Annotated in this window: 15 protein-coding genes; 8 read left to right on the forward strand and 7 right to left on the reverse strand. The window is 74.7% G+C overall.

Annotation, left to right across the window (positions count from 1 at the left end):
* Window position 1 precedes the first annotated feature (1 nt).
* From ACZ52J_RS05050 to ACZ52J_RS05075, 6 genes are all read right to left on the reverse strand, one after another.
* The gene (locus ACZ52J_RS05050) at window positions 2–1,675 is read right to left on the reverse strand and encodes an L-aspartate oxidase (RefSeq protein WP_465615945.1); all 1,674 of its coding nucleotides are present in this window, start codon (window positions 1,673–1,675) and stop codon (window positions 2–4) included.
* A gap of 15 nt (window positions 1,676–1,690) precedes the next feature.
* Complete coding sequence (gene panD, locus ACZ52J_RS05055) at window positions 1,691–2,140, reverse strand: aspartate 1-decarboxylase (RefSeq protein ID WP_360495726.1); 450 nt, start codon at window positions 2,138–2,140, stop codon at window positions 1,691–1,693.
* 56 nt (window positions 2,141–2,196) lie between these two features.
* Window positions 2,197–3,102 (reverse strand): pantoate--beta-alanine ligase, encoded by a 906-nt coding sequence (panC, locus tag ACZ52J_RS05060; protein ID WP_465615947.1) that lies wholly within the window; start codon window positions 3,100–3,102, stop codon window positions 2,197–2,199.
* The gene (locus tag ACZ52J_RS05065; RefSeq protein WP_465616354.1) at window positions 3,102–3,953 is read right to left on the reverse strand and encodes a Rossmann-like and DUF2520 domain-containing protein; all 852 of its coding nucleotides are present in this window, start codon (window positions 3,951–3,953) and stop codon (window positions 3,102–3,104) included. The genes panC and ACZ52J_RS05065 overlap by 1 nt, the downstream gene beginning before the upstream one ends.
* A 201-nt stretch (window positions 3,954–4,154) precedes the next feature.
* Window positions 4,155–4,844: a response regulator transcription factor gene (locus ACZ52J_RS05070; protein ID WP_360495718.1), complete on the reverse strand. Its 690-nt coding sequence runs from the start codon at window positions 4,842–4,844 to the stop codon at window positions 4,155–4,157.
* Window positions 4,845–4,871: 27 nt separating this feature from the next.
* Window positions 4,872–6,101: a sensor histidine kinase gene (locus tag ACZ52J_RS05075; protein ID WP_360495715.1), complete on the reverse strand. Its 1,230-nt coding sequence runs from the start codon at window positions 6,099–6,101 to the stop codon at window positions 4,872–4,874.
* Between the two features lie 129 nt (window positions 6,102–6,230).
* On the opposite strand from ACZ52J_RS05075, the gene ACZ52J_RS05080 reads away from it, so the two are divergent.
* Both ACZ52J_RS05080 and ACZ52J_RS05085 read left to right on the forward strand, forming a co-directional pair.
* A complete protein-coding gene (locus ACZ52J_RS05080) occupies window positions 6,231–7,265 on the forward strand; it encodes an SAM-dependent methyltransferase (RefSeq protein WP_465615950.1) in 1,035 nt (344 codons plus the stop codon).
* Window positions 7,262–8,431 carry an NADH-quinone oxidoreductase subunit D gene (locus ACZ52J_RS05085; RefSeq protein ID WP_360495709.1) on the forward strand — a complete coding sequence of 390 codons (1,170 nt, stop codon included), beginning with the start codon at window positions 7,262–7,264 and terminating at the stop codon, window positions 8,429–8,431. The genes ACZ52J_RS05080 and ACZ52J_RS05085 overlap by 4 nt, the downstream gene beginning before the upstream one ends.
* Before the next feature lies 1 nt (window position 8,432).
* Here the strand turns inward: ACZ52J_RS05085 and ACZ52J_RS05090 are convergent, their stop codons facing one another.
* Window positions 8,433–9,323 carry a DUF3109 family protein gene (locus ACZ52J_RS05090; RefSeq protein ID WP_465616356.1) on the reverse strand — a complete coding sequence of 297 codons (891 nt, stop codon included), beginning with the start codon at window positions 9,321–9,323 and terminating at the stop codon, window positions 8,433–8,435.
* 312 nt (window positions 9,324–9,635) lie between these two features.
* Between ACZ52J_RS05090 and ACZ52J_RS05095 the strand changes: the two genes are divergently transcribed.
* The 6 genes from ACZ52J_RS05095 to ACZ52J_RS05120 all read left to right on the forward strand — a co-directional run bounded on the left by ACZ52J_RS05095 (window position 9,636) and on the right by ACZ52J_RS05120 (window position 18,032).
* On the forward strand, window positions 9,636–10,091 hold the full coding sequence (locus ACZ52J_RS05095; protein ID WP_465615952.1) for a WXG100 family type VII secretion target: 456 nt from the start codon (window positions 9,636–9,638) through the stop codon (window positions 10,089–10,091).
* Between the two features lie 26 nt (window positions 10,092–10,117).
* Window positions 10,118–12,916, forward strand: coding sequence for a toxin glutamine deamidase domain-containing protein (locus tag ACZ52J_RS05100; RefSeq protein WP_465615954.1), 2,799 nt, complete (start codon window positions 10,118–10,120; stop codon window positions 12,914–12,916).
* Window positions 12,917–13,425: 509 nt separating this feature from the next.
* Complete coding sequence (locus ACZ52J_RS05105) at window positions 13,426–14,718, forward strand: SUKH-4 family immunity protein (RefSeq protein WP_465615956.1); 1,293 nt, start codon at window positions 13,426–13,428, stop codon at window positions 14,716–14,718.
* 140 nt (window positions 14,719–14,858) lie between these two features.
* Window positions 14,859–15,821, forward strand: a complete 963-nt coding sequence (locus ACZ52J_RS05110) for a Ppx/GppA family phosphatase (RefSeq protein ID WP_465615958.1) — start codon at window positions 14,859–14,861, stop codon at window positions 15,819–15,821.
* A gap of 583 nt (window positions 15,822–16,404) precedes the next feature.
* Window positions 16,405–17,208, forward strand: coding sequence for a sugar phosphate isomerase/epimerase family protein (locus tag ACZ52J_RS05115; protein WP_360496078.1), 804 nt, complete (start codon window positions 16,405–16,407; stop codon window positions 17,206–17,208).
* Between the two features lie 53 nt (window positions 17,209–17,261).
* A complete protein-coding gene (locus ACZ52J_RS05120) occupies window positions 17,262–18,032 on the forward strand; it encodes a class I SAM-dependent methyltransferase (RefSeq protein ID WP_465615960.1) in 771 nt (256 codons plus the stop codon).
* Window positions 18,033–18,101: the final 69 nt, after the last annotated feature.

The raw sequence follows: 18,101 nt of genomic DNA on the forward strand, positions 1-18,101 counted from the left end.
TCTACTGCTCCTCAGGGGTGCTGACGGGGCCGCCAGTGGCGGCGAGGGTGGTGATCAGGTGGCGCCGCCAGTGGGCGTCGTCGCGCTCGGGGAAGTCCTCGCGCCAGTGGCAGCCGCGGGTCTCCTCGCGCTGCGCGGCGGCCGCGACCAGCGCGGTGGAGACCAGCAGCAGGTTGGCGGCCTCCCAGGTCTCCACCCGGGGGTCGGCCGGTTTCTCCTCGGCGACGTGTGCGTAGGCCTGCTCGGCGATCAGGGTGAGCCCGGCCGCGGCGTCGGCCATCGAGGCGGCCGAGCGCAGCACGCCCGCGCCGCGCGACATCAGCCGCTGGACGTCGGCGCGTGCCTCGGACGGCGGCAGCGGGACGGGGTGCGCGGCCTGCGCGGCGGCGACGTCCACGGCGCGCTCGGGCAGCTCGCCGGCCAGGTGCCGCCCGGCCAGGTCGGCCGCGATCCGCTCGGCGAAGACCAGGCCCTCCAGCAGCGAGTTGGAGGCCAGCCGGTTGGCGCCGTGCACCCCGGTGCAGGCGACCTCGCCGCAGGCGTACAGGCCGGGGACGGAGGTACGGCCGTGCCGGTCGGTGCGGACGCCGCCGGAGGCGTGGTGCGCGGCCGGGGCAACGGGGATCGGCTCGGTGACCGGGTCGATGCCGTGGGCGCGGCAGGCGGCGAGGATGGTCGGGAAGCGGTGCTCCCACATCTCGGCGCCGAAGTGCCGCCCGTCCAGGTACATGTGCTCGGCGCCCTGCTCCTGCATGCGCCGGGTGATCGCCTTGGCGACGATGTCGCGCGGGGCCAGCTCGGCCAGCTCGTGCTGCCCGACCATGAAGCGGACGCCGTCCGCGTCCACCAGGTGGGCGCCCTCGCCGCGGACGGCCTCGGAGACCAGCGGCTGCTGGCCCTCGGCCTCGGGGCCGAGCCAGAGCACGGTCGGGTGGAACTGGACGAACTCCAGGTCGGTGACGGCGGCGCCGGCCCGCAGCGCGAGCGCCACACCGTCGCCGGTGGAGACCGCCGGGTTGGTGGTGGCGGAGAAGACCTGGCCCATGCCGCCGGTGGCGAGCACCACCGCACGGGCCCGGACGGCGCCGACGCCGTCCCGCTGACCCTCGCCCATCACGTGCAGGGTGAGGCCGGCCGCGTGGCCCTCGGCGTCGGTCAGCAGGTCGAGCACCAGCGCGTGCTCGATCAGCTCCAGGTCCGGGTCGTCGCGGACGGCGGCGACCAGGGCGCGGGAGACCTCGGCGCCGGTGGCGTCCCCGCCCGCGTGCACGATCCGGCGGCGGTGGTGGCCGCCCTCGCGGGTGAGCAGGATCTCGCCGGCCTCGTCGCGGTCGAAGGCGGCGCCGACCGCGATCAGCCGGCGGACGGCGTCCGGGCCCTCGGTGACCATGGTGCGCACGGCCTCCTCGTCGCAGAGCCCGGCGCCGGCCACCAGAGTGTCGTCCAGGTGCTGCTCGGGGGTGTCCCCCTCGCCCAGGGCGGCGGCTATGCCGCCCTGGGCCCAGCGGGTGGAGCCTTCGTCCAGCATCGCCTTGGTGACCACCATGGCCCGCAGGCCGGCCTTGCGGACGTTGAGGGCGACGGTGAGACCGGCGATGCCGGAGCCGACCACCACCACGTCGGTGGCGGCGGTCCAGCCGGGGGCCGGGGCGGTGAGGCGATGCGTAACGGACATGGCTCAGTGGCTCCTTCAGCGAGAGGCGGCGTCGGCCGCGTCGTCCCGGCCACCGTACGCCGCGTCGCCGCGGAGCAGCCCGGTGCCCTCCTGGGCCTCCGCCGGGTCGCCGCCCAGGCCGGTGATCCGGTTCCGCTCGTCCACGAAGACGATGCTCGGCTCGTAGCCCTTGGCCTCGGCCGTGTCCATCTGCCCGTAGGCGATGAGGATGACCAGGTCGCCGGGGTGGACCAGCCGGGCGGCGGCGCCGTTGATGCCGATCACGCCGGAGCCGCGCGGGCCGGCGATGGTGTACGTCTCCAGCCGGGCGCCGTTGTTGATGTCGACGATGTGGACCAGCTCGCCGGGGAGCAGGTCGGCGGCGTCGAGCAGGTCCTCGTCCACCGTGACGGAGCCGACGTAGTGCAGGTCGGCCTGGGTCACGGTGGCCCGGTGGATCTTGGACTTGAGCATGGTGCGGAGCATGGGGTCACGCCTCCTGTGAGTGCATGCCTGAGGGCTGGGCTACCGAACGGTGGTGCTTAGCGAACGATGATGCGGACGTTGTCGATGAGGCGGGTCGAGCCCACCTGCGCGGCGACGGCCAGCACCGCCTCGCCCTGGAAGCCGTCCGCCGCTTCGCTGAAGTCGTGCGGGTCGATCAGGGCGAGGTAGTCAAGGGTGACACCCTCGGCGGCGTCCAGGACGGCCGAGGCGGCCTCGCGGACGGCCTTCGGGCCCTGGGCGGCGGCGTCCCGGCCGGCGAACAGGGCCTTGGACAGGGCCAGGGCGCGGGCGCGCTCCTCCTCCGAGAGGTAGCGGTTGCGCGAGGACAGCGCCAGGCCGTCCTCCTCGCGGGCGGTCGGCACGCCGACGATCTCGACGTCGAAGTCCAGGTCGGCGACCATCCGCTGGATGACCGCCAGCTGCTGGGCGTCCTTCTCGCCGAAGAAGGCGAAGTCCGGGTCGGTGATGTGCAGCAGCTTGGCGACCACGGTCAGCACGCCGTCGAAGTGGCCGGGCCGGGTGGCGCCCTCGAAACGCTCGCCCATCGGGCCCGCCACGATGCGCACCTGCGGCTCGCCGTTCGGGTAGACCTCCTCGACGGACGGCGCGAAGACCACGTCGGCGCCGTTCTCCTCGGCCAGCTTCACATCGTCGTCGAGGCTGCGCGGGTAGCGCTCCAGGTCCTCGCTCGGGCCGAACTGCAGCGGGTTGACGAAGACCGTCACCGCGACCCGGCCGTCCCGGCCGACCTGCTTGCGGGCGGCCCGGATCAGCGCGGCGTGGCCCTCGTGCAGCGCGCCCATGGTCATCACCACGGCGTTGTCCACCGGCTGCTCGTCCGGCCAGAACGCGGCCTCGAAGTCGTCCACGGTGCGGGTGACGACGGCCCGGTGGACCTTCGGCGTCCGCTGGGGCTTGTTCGGCTGCTTGCCGCGTGCCATCAGGGCTTCTCCTCGTTCAGTACGTCCAGCAGCGCCGCCGCCGACGTGTCGTCGATCGTTCCGTTGGCGAGCGCCCGCTGCGCGGTGGCGCGGGCCATCGCTCGGTACGCCGCCGGGATGTCGGGGGACACCGTACTGAGCTGCGCCAGGTGACGCCGTACGGTGCCCGCGTCGCCCCGGGCGACCGGGCCGGTGAGGGCCGCGTCGCCGGAGCGCAGGCTGTTGTCCAGGGCGGCGCCCAGCAGCGGGCCGAGCATCCGGCCGGGCTCGGCGACGCCGGCCGTGCGCAGCAGCTCCATCGCCTGGGCGACCAGGGTGACCAGGTGGTTCGCGCCGTGCGCGAGGGCGGTGTGGTAGAGCGGGCGGACCTCCTCGGGCACCCACTCGGGCTCGCCGCCCATCTCCACCACCAGCGCCTCGGCGACCGGCCGCAGCTCCTCGGGGGCGGTCACGCCGAACGGGCAGCCGGCCAGCCGGTCCAGGTCGACCGAGGTGCCGGTGAAGGTCATCGCCGGGTGCAGGGCCAGCGGCAGCGCCCCGGCCCGGGTGGCGGGCTCCAGGATGGCGACACCGTGCGCGCCGGAGGTGTGCACGACCAGCTGGCCGGGGCGGACGGCGCCGGTGGCGGCCAGACCGACCACCAGGTCGGCCAGCGCGTCGTCCGGGACGGTCAGCAGGACCAGGTCGGCGGCGGCCAGCACCTGCGGCGGGGTGACGATCCGCACGCCCGGCAGCAGCGCCTCGGCACGGCGGCGGGAGGTGGCGGACACCCCGGAGGCGGCGACCACGGTGTGCCCGGCGAGCTGCAGGGCGGCGCCGAGCGCGGGGCCGACCCGGCCGGTGCCGACCACGCCGACGGCGAGTCGGGCCGGACGGTTGCCGGGATCGCTCGGGTCGCCGAGGCCGTCGGCGAGCGGGGCGAACTCGCCGAATTCGGCGAAGTCGGACGGATCCACGCATCCACCCTTGTCGTGAATGACCGTTCCGGTCCACTCATCGGGTACCGGACGTACCGCCCCAGTCTACGGTCGGCGCCCGGACGCCGAGGAGGCTCAGTCGGTGGCCCCGGCGCGGATCAGCCCGGCCTCGTACGCCAGCACCACGGCCTGGACCCGGTCGCGCAGGCCGAGCTTGGCCAGGATCCGGCCGACGTGGGTCTTCACGGTGGCCTCGGAGAGCACCAGCCGGGCCGCGATCTCGCCGTTCGACAGGCCCTGGGCGACCAGCAGGAACACCTCGCGCTCGCGCTCGGTCAGCGGGCCGAGGACGTCCGAGCCGGGCGCGCTCTGCGGGGTGGGCAGCACCTCGGCGAAGCGGTCGATCATCCGGCGGGTGGTGGTCGGGGCGACCACCGCGTCCCCGCCGTGCACCGCGCGGATCGCGGCCACCAGCTCGGTCGGCGGGACGTCCTTGAGCAGGAAGCCGCTGGCGCCGGCCTTGAGCGCGGCGAAGGCGTACTCGTCCAGGTCGAAGGTGGTGAGGATCAGCACGTGCGGGGCGCCCGGCAGCGGGCTGCCGTCCTCGGCGAGGCAGATCCGGCGGGTCGCCTGCACGCCGTCCAGGCGCGGCATCCGGACGTCCATCAGGATCACGTCCACCGTGGTGTGCCGCAGCAGCTCCAGGGCCTGCGCGCCGTCGCCCGCCTCGGCGGTGATCTCGATGTCGCCCTGCGACTGCAGGATCATCCGGAACCCGGTGCGCAGCAGTTCCTGGTCGTCGACGAGCATCACGCGGATGGTCAAGGTGGCTCCTAGAGAGAGGGCGGAGGGTCAGTGTGCGGCCTTGAGCGGCAGGACGGCGCGGATCCGGAAGCCGCCGCCGGGGCGGGGGCCCACGTCGAGGCTGCCGCTGACCATGCCGACCCGCTCGCGCATGCCGATCAGGCCGTGGCCGAGACCGTCCGTGCCGCCGGAGGCCAGCTGTTCGTCGGTGCTGCCGCGCCCGTCGTCCTCCACCAGCACGGCCAGCTCGCGCTCGCCGAAGTCGACCGCGACCCGGGCGTGCACATCGGGGCCGCCGTGCTTGCGGACGTTGGTGAGCGCCTCCTGGACGATCCGGTAGACGGTCAGCTCGACACCGCGCGGCAGCTCGCGCGGGTGCCCGGAGGTCGCGTAGTCCACCTGCAGTCCGGCCGTGCGGACCTGCTCCAGCAGCTCCGGCAGCTCCTCCACGCCCGGCTGCGGCACGTACTCCTCGGCGGTGTCGGCGGTGCGCAGCACGCCCAGCAGGCGGCGCATCTCGACCAGCGCCTGGCGGCCGGTGGAGGCGATCGTGCCGAGCGCCTCCTTCGCCTGCTGCGGGGAGTTGTCGAGGACGTACGCGGCGCCGTCGGCCTGGACGATCATCACCGAGACGTTGTGCGCGACCACGTCGTGCAGCTCGCGGGCGATCCGGGCCCGCTCGGCGGCGACCGCCACCTTGGCCTGGGCGTCCCGCTCGCGCTCCAGCCGGGCGGCGCGGTCCTCCAGCTCGGTCAGGTAGGCGCGGCGCACCCGGGTCAGCCGGCCCCACGCCCAGCACAGGATGAACGGCGTGCTCATCAGCAGCATGATCAGCGCTGCTTCACCGAGGTTGTAGTCGCGGGAGATGTAGTGACCGGAGTTCTCGCGGACCGTCTTCATCGGGTGCATCTGCCAGAACACCAGCGGCCCGGCGGACAGCCCGGCGACCAGCGCCAGCCGCGAGGTCCACTTCTGGCCGAAGGCGGCGCCGGTGTAGGCGAAGACCAGGTAGGCGATCGAGGAGGCGCCCGGCTCGACGCCGGCGAGCACCTGGCTGACGCCGAGGCCGGTGGCGGCGGCCACGGTGACGTCGGGGTAGCGCCGGCGGACGACCATCAGCGCGGGCAGCACCAGCGCGACCAGGATGTTCGCGTCGAAGCGCCAGCCGCCGTCGGGGAAGTTGCCGTCCGGGAGCAGGCCGAGGAAGAGCACGATCGCCGCCCATGCGGCGTCGACCACCATGGGGTGACGGCGGAGCCAGGCGTTGAGTCGATGCACGTGTCCAGCGTAGGCAGTCGCTCCACGTGTCCAGGTCCGCCGGTAGGGCGATCCGTCCTACTCCGTAGGTCGGAGAAGCCCCGGCTCCGATTGGGAGGGCCTTCCGACTGCCGGGTAGCGTCCCGCCCCATGACTTGGATGCGGTGGGCGCCCGCCATGGAACAGGCCCTCTACGACCCCGACCGGGGCTTCTACCGCAGGCCCGAGGGCCCGGCCGGGCACTTCCGCACCTCGGTGCACGCCTCGCCGAGGTTCGCCCGTGCGGTGGCCCGGCTGCTCCTCCAGGTTGACGCGGCCCTCGGTCGTCCGGAGGAGCTGGCCTTCGTCGACGTCGGGGCCGGTCGGGGGGAACTGCTGACCGGGGTCCTGGCCGAGCTGCCCGCCGAGGTGCTGGCGCGGCTGCGCCCGTACGGCGTGGAGATCGCGGACCGCCCGGCCGGGCTCCCGTCCACAGCCCTGTGGACGGACGAGCTGCCGCAGGGCGTGACCGGGCTGCTGTTCGCCAACGAGTGGCTGGACAACGTGCCGCTGGACGCCGGCGAAGTGGACGAGGACGGAGTGCTGCGCTGCGTCGAGGTGGACACCGAGAGCGGAGCGCTGCGGCTGGGCGCGGAGGCGCCGGAGGCGGAATCGGCCTGGGCCGCGCGCTGGTGGCCGGTCTCGGAGCCCGGGGAGGTGGTGGAGTTCGGCGGACCGCGGGACGCCGCCTGGGCGCGGGCCGTCGCCGGACTGGAGCGCGGCCTGGCCGTCGCGGTCGACTACGGGCACACGGCGGGGCGGCGGCCGCCCCTCGGCACCTTCACCGGCTTCCGGGACGGCCGGGAGGTGTCCCCGGTGCCGGACGGCTCCTGCGACGTGACCGCGCACGTGGCCCTGGACGCCATCGCCGTCCCCGGTCTCCACAGCCTGTGGACGACGCAGCGCGAGGCCCTGCGCGCGCTCGGCGTGAGCGGCGGGCGCCCGCCGCTCCTGCTCGCCTCCACCGACCCGGCGGGCTACCTGCGGGCGCTGAGCGGGGCGGGGGAGGGGGCCGAGCTGACCGACCCGAACGGGCTGGGCGGCTTCGGGTGGCTGCTGCAGGCTGTCCGCATGCCGCCCCCTGAGATTTTGAGGAGGGCGGCGAGCTTGGAGCTCCTGCCGGGATGGCAGACTCTGGGGGCATGAGGGAGACCACGGTCGGCATCGGGGCGGGAGCCGAGAACGTCAGCGGCGCGGCGGGCACCACCGACATGGTGCTCAACATCGGCCCGCAGCACCCGGCCACGCACGGCGTGCTGCGGCTGCGCCTGCTGCTCGACGGCGAGCGCATCATCACCGCCGAGCCGGTGATCGGCTACATGCACCGGGGCGCGGAGAAGCTGTTCGAGGCCCGTGACTACCGGCAGATCATCATGCTGGCCAACCGGCACGACTGGCTCTCCGCCTTCTCCAACGAACTCGGCGTCGTCCTCGGCGTCGAGCGGATGCTCGGCATGGAGGTCCCCGAGCGGGCGGTCTGGATCCGCACCCTGCTCGCCGAACTCAACCGGGTGCTCAACCACCTGATGTTCCTCGGCTCCTACCCGCTGGAGCTCGGCGGCATCACCCCGATCTTCCACGCCTTCCACGGCCGCGAAGACCTCCAGCACGTCCTGGAGGAGGCTTCCGGCGGCCGGATGCACTACATGTTCAACCGGGTCGGCGGCCTCAAGGAGGACCTCCCGGCGGGCTGGCTCGGCCGGGTCCGCGCCGCCGTCGCCAAGGTGCGGTCGGAGATGCCGGTGTTCGAGGAACTCGTCCTCGGCAACGAGATCTTCCGCGCCCGCACCGCCGGCGTCGGCACCCTCACCCGGGCACAGGCCGAGGCCTACGGGGTCAGCGGCCCCATCGCCCGGGCCAGCGGCCTCGACCTCGACCTGCGCCGCGACGAGCCCTACCTCGCGTACGGCTCCGAGGAACTGCGGCAGGTGCTCACCGTGGTCACCCGCGAAGAGGGCGACTGCCTGGCCCGCTTCGAATGCCTGCTGGAACAGAGCCTCAACGCCCTGGACCTCGCCGACGCCTGCCTTGACAAGCTCGCCACCCTGCCGCCCGGCCCGGTCAACCAGCGGCTGCCCAAGGTGCTCAAGGCACCCGAGGGCAGCACCTACGCGTGGACCGAGAACCCGCTCGGGATCAACGGCTACTACCTGGTCTCGCGCGGCGACAAGACGCCCTGGCGGCTCAAGCTGCGCTCGGCGTCCTTCAACAACATCCAGGCGCTGACCGAACTGCTGCCGGGGACGCTGGTCGCGGACATGGTGGCGATCCTGGGGTCGATGTTCTTCGTCGTCGGGGACATCGACAAGTAGGTCAGTCCTTCTTGGCCTTCTTGCCCGTCCTGGTCGGGTCCGCCTTCTTGGCGGGGTCCTTCCTGATCGGGTCGGCCGGGTGCGGGGCGATCCTGCGGTCGCCCTTGGTGGCGATCCGCTCCTCGCACAGGCGGGCCAGCACGTCGTACGCCGCCCCGCCCATCAGCTCGGTGAGCTCGGGGCGGTAGCTGACGTACACCGGCTCCGCGCCCTGGTGGGCCGCCGGGGCGCCGGTGCACCACCAGTGCAGGTCGTGGCCGCCCGGGCCCCAGCCACGGCGGTCGTACTCGCCGATCGAGACCTGGAGGTAGCGGGTGTCGTCCGGGCGGTCGATCCAGTCGTAGGTGCGGCGGATCGGCAGCTGCCAGCAGACGTCCGGCTTGGTCTCCAGCGGCTCGCGGCCCTCCTTGAGCGCCAGCGCGTGCAGGGCGCAGCCGGCGCCGCCCGCGAAGTCCGGGCTGTTCACGAAGATGCAGGCGCCGTTGACCCGGCGGGTCTGGCGGTCGCCGTCCTCGTCCAGCATGGTGATGCCGCGGGCGCCGCCGTTACCGCCGTTGCCGGGGTCGGAGACCAGTCGGCCCTTGGCGTCGGTGCCCTCGGCGAAGTTCTCCCACAGCTCGGGCGTCAGCCGCGCCGCGTGGCCCAGGACGCGCTTCTCGTCGTCCTCGTCCGAGTAGTGCGCGCCCAGCGTGCAACAGCCGTCCGACTCGCCGCGGCCCTCACGGATGCCGTGGCAGCCCTGGCCGAACACGCAGGACCAGCGGGAGGTCAGCCAGGTGAGGTCGCAGCGGAACACCTGCTCCTCGTCGGCGGGGTCGGCGAACTCGACCCAGGCGCGCGGGAAGTCGAGCGGGACCTCGTCGCGCGGGATCTCGCGGCGCAGGGTCGGCATCGCGAGGTCGACGGGGGCGGGGGAGGCCGGGGGCTTCGCCTTGGCCTTCTTCTTGGACGTTTCTGCTGGTGCCACCCGGCAAGGGTAGAGCTTTCGCGGGCGTGGTGACGGGGTCGGTGCGCGTGGCGGCGGTTTCGGCACGGCGCTCGGGCCGGGTTCGGGCCGGGCTCAGGCCGGGTTCGGCGCCGGCTTCGGCACGGGGCCGGGCGGGGGCCCGGTACGGGTGAAGGCGGGGTGAAGAGGTCCGTCGGGCGCTGCGGGCAGGCCCGGGAGCGTGCCTAGGATGGCGGTCCGCTACGGGGAGGTACGGGGATGGCAGGCGGCAGCACCGGGGCGTCCGACCGCGCGGGCGGCGCGTTCGTCCTCAAGCCGTGGGAACTGCACGGCGAGGGGCGGGAGTTCGAGAAGATCGGGGGCGAGCTGACGAAGGCCGTCGCCGCCCTGGAACGGGACCTCGCCGCGCTCGGCGCCCCCTGGGGAACGGACACGCCGGGCAGCGGCTTCGCCACCGTGTACGGTCCGGCGCACGGCGAACTCGTCGGCGGGCTGCGGGGGTTGGCCGGACGGGTGGGGAAGGTCGGGACCGGGCTGCACGCGATGGCCGAGCGGACGACGGACACGGACACCTCGGCGGCGAGCGGCTTCGGCGGTGGGGTCGAGGGCGTGACCGGGCCCGGGCCCGGGGCGGCGGCGGTGTCCGCGGTCTATTCGACGACGGGGGCAACCCCGGGGGCGGCGCCCGCCGTCCCCAAGGACATGTCGGTCTGACGGACCCGGCTCGGAGGGGGAAGCGCGTGTCCCGGAAACTGCCCGAGGAACTGGCCCCGGTGCTGGCCAGGACCGGCCACCAGTGGCCGCAGGCCGACGAGGAGGGCCTGCGCAAGGCGGCCGGAGTCTGGCGGGAGTTCGGCAAGGAGGCCGACCGCCTCACCCGCCGCTGCGGCGAGTCCGTCCAGCGCGTCACCGCCGACAACTCCGGCCACGCGGTCGAAGCCTTCGGCGCGTACTGGCAGGCCTTCAGCGGCGGCGGCAAAGGCCACCTGGACGACGCGCACGCCGCGGTCGGGCTGGTCGCCGGCGCCTTCGACACGGCCGCGCGGGCCGTGGACACCTGCAAGGCCGAGATCATCGCGACCCTGCAACAGCTCGCCGCCGACCTCGCGCAGGCCGAGGAGCAGGCCGCCAAGGCCAAGGAGGCGGCGGGCAAGCTCGCCGCGGCGGCCGATGGCGCCCCCGGGCCGGGGGCGGAGAACAGCGGGGTGGTCGGCGGGCTGAAGAAGGCCGTCGGCGGCCTCGCGACCACGGTGCAGAACACCGCCACCGAACAGGTCGCGGCGGGCGTGGCGGCCGTCGTCGTCGACGCCGCCGCGCTGAAGATCGGCGGGCTGCTCGCCGAACTCGGCCGTGCCATGAAGGACGCGCTCGCCACCGTGCTCAAGGAACCGGCCGCCGTCGCCCTGCTCCGGCTCGGCACCGCGCAGGGGACGGGGATCACCGCCGCCTCGTACCGCACCGGCGCCTTCGACCCGCTCGCCGCCGGACTGCCCGTCGCCCTCGGCGAACCGGGCGTGCTCGGCGCGGACGGCACGGGGCTGGTCCTGCTCGCGGGCAAGGACGGCAAACAGCTGGTCGGCGTGCCCGGGCTCACCGTCAAGCTCGACGAACACGGGCAGCCCGTCCTCGGCCAGGACGGTCGGCCGGTCATCCTCCGGGCCGACGGCACGCCGGTGGGCGACCCCTCCGGGCTGCTGGTCGTCCCGGGGCCGGACGGCAAACCGGTCGTCGGGGTGGCCGACCTGGCCGTCCGGCTGGACGAGCACGGGCAGCCGGTGCTCACCGACGAACACGGCCAGGAGGTCCACGGGCTGCCCGTCGTGGGGCTGCCACCCGCCGGGCTGCCCGAGACACCGGACAAGCCGGCCACCGCGGACGGGAAGCCGGCCGACGGCACGGGGCCGGACGGCAAGCCGGATCCGAAGACGCCCGGCGTGGTGACCGTGGCCTCGGCCGTCGTGGCGGACCCGGGTGCGGTCGTGGGCGGGGCGGACACCGCCGTCGCCGCGAGCGCGCCCGCCGGTGCGGTGGCGGCGGGGGCCTCGTACGCGACCGGGGGCTGGCAGGGGCAACACCGGGCGGTGGCCGGCGGTGCCGACTGGACGCCGCCGGCGCGCGACGACGGGTCTCCCGGGCGGTCCGTCGCCGCGCCGGTCCGCCAGGGCGGCGGGTCGGCGGGCTGGGCGGACGGCGACTACCCGCTCCAGGCCCCTGCGGCTTCGGGTTCAGCTCCGGCTTCGGTTGCGACGTCGGCTTCGGCTCCGGCACACGGTGGGGGCGGTGGGGGCGGCGGGCCGGTGACCGTACGGACCGACTCGGTGAGCGCGCCGCCCGCGCCCAGTGCCGCGCAGTCCTCCAACAGCTCCTCCGGCTCCTCGTACACACCGGCGCCGGACGCCCCGCCGGCGATCCGGCCGGTCGGCGTCGCCGGGCCGTTCGGGACACCGGCGTACGGCGCCGGGTACCCGGTGGCCGGAGGGGTGGGTGCAGTCGGTGCGGTCGGGGCCGTTGGCGCGGTCGGGGCCGTTGGCGCGGTCGGGCCAGGGCCGCTCGCGGGCGGCGGCGGAGGGCCTGCCGCGCAGGTGGCGGCACCGTTCGGCAGCGGAACGGGTGCTGCCGCGCCGCAGCCCGCCGTCGGCGAACCCCGGCCGGGCGCTCCCGCACCCCGCACCCCGGTCGGCGCCGCGCCGCACCCCGTCACCGGTCCGCCGACCCCGGTTCCGGTCACACCGCCGATCGTCGGCACCACCCCGGTGCTCGGCCGGCCCGAGCCGCACCACGTCGACACCCGACGCCGGGACACTGCCGAGACCGTCGCCGACCCCACCCTCGCGTGGGGCGCCGTCCCGGTCGCGACCACCCACGCCATGGCCCTCCAACTCGCCCTGCGCGCACGGCGCGGAGCCCACCCCGACGACCCGGCCGCCCAGCCGCGCAGCATCACCGACAGCCGCCCGTACGGGCTGCCCGGCGGGCTCGGCCCGGTCGACCCGGAACACCAGGCCGAACTCGAACGCCGCGCACCCCGCGACGCGGACGGGCTCCCGGTCCGCCACCCCCACCCGGCCATCGGCGGCTGGGCGGAGGCCGTCAACGCCGGCGGCTACCGCGAACCGGGCCGGGCCAACAACAGCCTGGAGATCGCCCTCTCCGCCGTCGAGTGTCACACCGGCCGACCCACCTGCGCCGCCCCGCGCATCCCCACCGAGGGGGACGCCGGCGAACGCGGCGGCCGGGACCGCGCCGAACGCGAACTCGGCGCCCCCTTCCGTGACCTGGGCGACGGCGACCAGGCCATCGACCGCCTCGCCGACGACCTCCGCCGCGCCGGCCACGGCTCCCAGGCCGTCCTCCTCACCCTGGACGCCTTCGGTCGCCCGCACGCCTGGAACGCCGTCAACCACCAGGACACCGTCACCTACCTCGACCACCAACTCGCCCGCCAGGGCCCCACCCCCCTCCACCCCGCCACCCACGGCCTCTGGGCCATCGCCCTCACCCCGGAAGGCCGCCCCCTCGCCCTCACCCCCACCGGCTAGCCACCCGCAGTTTGCGCAGGAAGTCGACCAGGCCGACTTCCTGCGCTCGCTCACCTCCGCCAGGGCAAATATGCAGACCGGTCTCCATATTGGCCGGATGGGGACGGAAAGCGTGCGTGCGTGAGAAGTCGACCGGGCCGACTTTTCGCGTGCTGGGTCGGCATGTAGACCGATCGCCGGGGTTGGGTGGGCGTTGCGCGAGAAGTCGGCGGGGTCGACTTCCTGTGTGCGGTGGGGGTCGGCTACCCGTAAATCTGTAGCTGGTCGCCATATTTTTGCCTATGTGCGTGGGAAGTCGGGCGGGCCGACTTTTCGTGCGTGGGCTCGCTGTGGATCTGTAGACCGGCCTTGATGGTCGTGCAGGGGTGGGCGGGATTTGCTCAGGCAGTCGGTGGGGTCGACTTTCTGCGTGAGCCGGCAGGGGAGTTCGGGTGGAGGCGGCACTCCTTGGTGTGAGGGCGTAGGGTCGCGGCGCGGTCGGGTTGGGTGTCGGGGACGGGGGTGGCCGGGTGGTTTCGCGGGCGCAGGCGGTGGCGGCGGGGCATCGGTGGATCAACGGGGATCTTCCGCAGGGCGCCGCGGTGGTGCGGCGGGTGTGCGCGCACGAGTTCGAGCTCGGGTGGGTGGTGTGGGCGGAGCCCGCGCGTGTGGAGGTGGATCCGCGGACCGGTGAGCGGCGGGCGCCCGAGGAGGTGGGGGCTGCCTGTGCCGTGGTGGACCGGGAGAGCGGGCGGTTCACGGTGTGGCCCTCGGTGCCGGTGGACGAAGTGGTCGGGCTGTACCGGGACTTCGTCGGCGCGGGCGGGCACGACCCGACCCGGCCGCCGGCGACCGGCCGCGGTGCCCGTGCCGAGCTGACGTACCGGGACGACGCGGGCGAGGAGCGGTCGCTGGCGCTGCGTTCGGCGGCGGGCCTGCCGCATCCGGCGCTGCGCGGCTGGTGGTGGCTGCGCGAGCAGGGGGTGGCGGCCGGGGACGTGCTGGCCGTCCGGACCGACCTGCGGATGAGCGCCCTGCCCGGCGGCTACTGGGCCCACGCGCTGGCCGCCGAACTGCCGGACGCCCGGGTCGACTTCGAGTTGCCGTACGGCCCGCGGTTCGACCACCGGGCCGCCGCCGTACGGGCGCTGCCCGCGCCCCCGGACGGGCCGGCCCGCAACCGGGTGCCCTTCCCCCGCCCGGTGCGGAACGCGCCGGACGAGCCCGACGCGGCGCTCGCCGCGCGGCTCGCGGAGCGGTTCGGCCCGGCGGGTGTGCAGCGTTTCGACCCGGCGGACGTGGCGCGGGCCGAACTGCCCGGGGACGCGGCCGCGTTGCTGCTGGCGGTGGGTGTGCCGACGGCCGTGCCGGGGTTCTTCGCCCTGCACCACCCCGGCGCGGAGGCGATCGCGGACGGTACCCGCCCCGGCACCGTGCTGCCGCCGCTGGCGGCCCACCTGGCGGCGCTCGGCCGCGGCGCCCGGGTGGCCGAGCGCGAGCGTCCGGCGCTCGCCGGGCAGCTGGTGCTGGGGACGGACGGCTGGGCGCTGGTAGCCCTCGACACGGTGGACGGCGCCGTCCGGGCGGTGGATCCGGACTACGCGACCGCCCGCCACTGCAACGCGGACCTGCGCGCCTTCGCCCGCTGCCTGGAGGTGTTCGCCGGCTGGTGGCCCGCCCTGCGCGGCCTCGGCCCGGTGGCGGCGGGCGAGGCGGTGGACGGTCTGCAGCGTGCTCTGGTGGAGGCGGACGGTTCGGTCTTCGCCGATCCGGAGAACTGGTGGGCCGTCATCGTGGAGCAGCTGTGGGACGGCCTGCTGTGACGGGACGCCGGGGAACCTGACGCCGGGGGGCGAACGCCAGGGAGCCGGAGGCCGCCGAGGGCCCGGACGCCGCCCCGGACCAGCGTGAATACCGTCGCAACCCCCCTCGCCCGGGCCCGGATCGCGTAGCGTGGAGAGTTATGCGACTCGGTGTTCTCGACGTAGGTTCCAACACGGTCCACTTCCTCGTGGTGGACGCCCATCCGGGCGCCGCCCCGCTGCCCGCGTACTCCCACAAGGCCGAACTGCGCCTGGCCGAGCTGCTGGACGAGGACGGCTCGATAAACGAGGCCGGTATCGAGCGGCTGGTCGGCCACATCGCGTCCTCGCTGCGGGTCGCCGAGGACAAGGGTGTCGTCGACATCCTGCCGTTCGCCACCTCCGCCGTGCGCGAGGCCGCGAACGGCGAGGAGGTGCTGCGCCGGGTGACCGCCGAGACCGGTGTCGAGCTGCGGGTGCTCTCCGGGCAGGACGAGGCCCGGCTCACCTTCCTGGCGGTTCGCCGCTGGTTCGGCTGGTCCTCCGGCCGGCTGCTCAACCTGGACATCGGCGGCGGCTCGCTGGAGATCGGCTGCGGTCTGGACGAGCAGCCGGACGTCGCCTGCTCGCTGCCGCTGGGCGCCGGGCGGCTGACCGCCCGCTGGCTTCCCGGGGACGTCGCGGACCCGGACGGGCTGCGCGAGCTGAGACGCCACATCCGGGCCGAGATGGCCACCGTGGTCGGCGAGATCTCCCGGCTCGGGCCGCCGCAGCACGCGGTCGCCACCTCCAAGACCTTCAAGCAGCTGGCCCGGATGACCGGCGCCGCGCCCGCCGACGCCGGCCCGTACACCGACCGCCGGCTCACCCGCAGCGGGCTTGGCGCCTGGCTGCCGCGGCTGGCCACGATGACCGTCGCCGAGCGCGCCCAGATCCCCGGCGTCTCCGAGGGCCGTGCCAAGCAGTTGCTGGCCGGCGCGCTGGTCGCCGACGCCGCGATGGACCTGTTCGGCCTCGACGAGCTGGACGTCTGCCCGTGGGCGCTGCGCGAGGGCATCATCCTGCGCCGCCTGGACGCCATGGACAGCCCCGCCGACCGGCGCCGACCGGCGTTGACTCCGTAGGACGGCGTCCCGTTCGGAGCGAGCTCCGCTTACGCTGTCTCCCGTGGTGCAACCAGCGGGCGAGGACGGGACGCGGGAGGGCCGCGCTCCCGGGGACGGGCAGCCGCGGCCGGACAGCCCGCGCCGCCGGCTCGGCAAGGCGGTCAAGGGCGCCACCGCCGCGCAGGCCGCCAAGGCTGTGAAGGCGGCCCAGCGCACCACGAAGAAGGCCGCCACGAAGAAGGCTGCCACGAAGGACGCCCCGAAGACGGCCGCACCGAAGACCGCCGCGACGACGCGCACCGCCGCCGAGAAGCCGACCGCGAAGAAGCCGACCGCGAAGAAGACCACGGACAAGAAGGCCACGGACAAGAAGCCCCCGACGCGGCCGCCGGAGCAGCCCGGGGCGGCGCCCGCCCGCGGCCCGGCCCCCCGCAAGGCGGCCGCCAAGGCCGCGCCGCGGGAGACCCGCACCGCCCGGGCCGCCGGTGCCGCGAAGGCGGCCGTCCAGTCGGTGCGCTCGGTCAAGGCCGCCCGCCGGGACGCCGCCCGTCCGCCGTTGCTGCGCACCACCGACCGGCTGGTGCTGCCCCAGCACCCGGCGCTGCACATCCCCGACACCAAGGTGGCCCTGTCCACCGCTTCGGTGTACCCGGCGAGCACTGCCGTCGCTTTCGAGCTGGCGGCGAAGCTCGGCTACGACGGGGTCGAGGTGATGGTCTGGAACGATCCGGTCAGTCAGGACATCGAGGCGCTGCGCCGGCTCTCCGACGCCCATCAGCTGCCGATCCTGGCCGTGCACGCGCCCTGTCTGCTGATCACCCAGCGGGTGTGGACCACCGACCCGTGGACCAAGCTGGTCCGGGCCCGGGCGGCGGCCGAGAAGCTCGGCGCGAGCGCCGTCGTCGTCCATCCGCCGTTCCGCTGGCAGCGCCAGTACGCCCGGGACTTCGTCGAGGGCATCAACCGGATGGCGGGCGAGACCGACGTCCGCTTCGCCGTCGAGAACATGTACCCGTGGCGCTACCGCGACCGCGAGGTGCTGGCGTACGCGCCCGGCTGGGACGTCACCGACGAGGAGTACCGGCACTTCACCATCGACCTCTCGCACGTGGCGACGTCCCGGATCGACACCTTCGCCATGGTCGAGCGGATGGGCGACCGGCTCGCCCACGTGCACCTGGCCGACGGCAGCGGCTCCGGCAAGGACGAGCACCTGATCCCCGGCCGCGGCAAGCAGCCCTGCGCGGAGCTGCTGGAGCACCTCGCCCGTACCGGGTTCGACGGCCACGTGGTGCTGGAAGTCAACACCCGGCGCTCCGCGTCGCCCGCCGAACGCGAGGCCGATCTGGCCGAGGCCCTGGCTTTTACCCGCTTGCACCTGGCCACCTCCTCGCGCGTACGCTGAGCCGCACGGGCACGCCCCGCTGTTGGTGCGAACTTCCGTACGGAGGGCGAGACATGACGGAGGAGCGGAACTATCGTGAGGCCGCCGGGAGCTTCGGCGCGGTGGCCGCCGAGTACGACCGGGGCCGCCCCGGCTACCCCGACGAGCTGTTCGACGCGCTGGAGCGGCTGTGGGGCCGGGGCCTCAAGGGCGCCCGGGTCCTGGACGTCGGCGCGGGCACCGGCATCGCCACCCGGCTGCTGGCCGCCAGGGGCGCGGACGTCGTCGCCGTCGAGCCCAGCTCCGGCATGGCCGCCCAGTTCCTGGCCTCCTCGCCCACGCTGCCGCTGGTCCGCGGCAGCGGCGACGACCTGCCCTTCCACGACCACTCCGCCGACCTGATCACCTACGCCCAGGCCTTCCACTGGACGTACCCCGAGCGGTCGGTCCCCGAGGCGCTCCGGGTCCTGCGGCCGGGCGGCGCCGTCGCCGTCTGGTGGAACGTGCACGACGAGACCGTGCCGTGGGTCCGGGCCCGGGACCGGCGGATGGCCGCCGCACTGCCCGCCCGCTACCGCGGCTACGGCGGGATCAGCGACCACACCAGCCACTTCGCGCCGGCCGGCCTCGCGGTCGAACGGGCGGTGCTGCACTGGGAGCGGCGGGTCACCGTCGACCACGTGCTGACCGACCTCACCTCCCGCTCGTACCTGGCCTCGCTGAGCCCCGAGGAGCGCGCGCCGGTGCTGGCCGCCGAGCGGGAGGCCATGCTCGTCGAGTTCCCGGACGGCATCGTGGTCGAGCCGTTCGCCCTCGACCTCACGGTGGCCGTCACCCCGGGGTGATCCCGCAGCGCCGCCCACCGACCAGCCGCCCACCTCCCTGCCGACTGCCCGCCGCCCCCGCCGGCCAGC

The sequence above is a fragment of the Kitasatospora sp. NPDC034035 genome, from assembly GCF_055575755.1.

Excerpts from the sequence above, each read along its gene's own strand:
- ACZ52J_RS05080 (WP_465615950.1), top strand. The coding sequence starts at position 6,231 with ATGACTTGGATGCGGTGGGCGCCCGCCATGGAACAGGCCCTCTACGAC.
- ACZ52J_RS05095 (WP_465615952.1), top strand. The coding sequence starts at position 9,636 with ATGGCAGGCGGCAGCACCGGGGCGTCCGACCGCGCGGGCGGCGCGTTC.
- panC (WP_465615947.1), bottom strand. The coding sequence starts at position 3,102 with ATGGCACGCGGCAAGCAGCCGAACAAGCCCCAGCGGACGCCGAAGGTC.
- ACZ52J_RS05120 (WP_465615960.1), top strand. The coding sequence starts at position 17,262 with ATGACGGAGGAGCGGAACTATCGTGAGGCCGCCGGGAGCTTCGGCGCG.
- ACZ52J_RS05085 (WP_360495709.1), top strand. The coding sequence starts at position 7,262 with ATGAGGGAGACCACGGTCGGCATCGGGGCGGGAGCCGAGAACGTCAGC.
- panD (WP_360495726.1), bottom strand. The coding sequence starts at position 2,140 with ATGCTCCGCACCATGCTCAAGTCCAAGATCCACCGGGCCACCGTGACC.
- ACZ52J_RS05050 (WP_465615945.1), bottom strand. The coding sequence starts at position 1,675 with ATGTCCGTTACGCATCGCCTCACCGCCCCGGCCCCCGGCTGGACCGCC.
- ACZ52J_RS05110 (WP_465615958.1), top strand. The coding sequence starts at position 14,859 with ATGCGACTCGGTGTTCTCGACGTAGGTTCCAACACGGTCCACTTCCTC.
- ACZ52J_RS05090 (WP_465616356.1), bottom strand. The coding sequence starts at position 9,323 with ATGCCGACCCTGCGCCGCGAGATCCCGCGCGACGAGGTCCCGCTCGAC.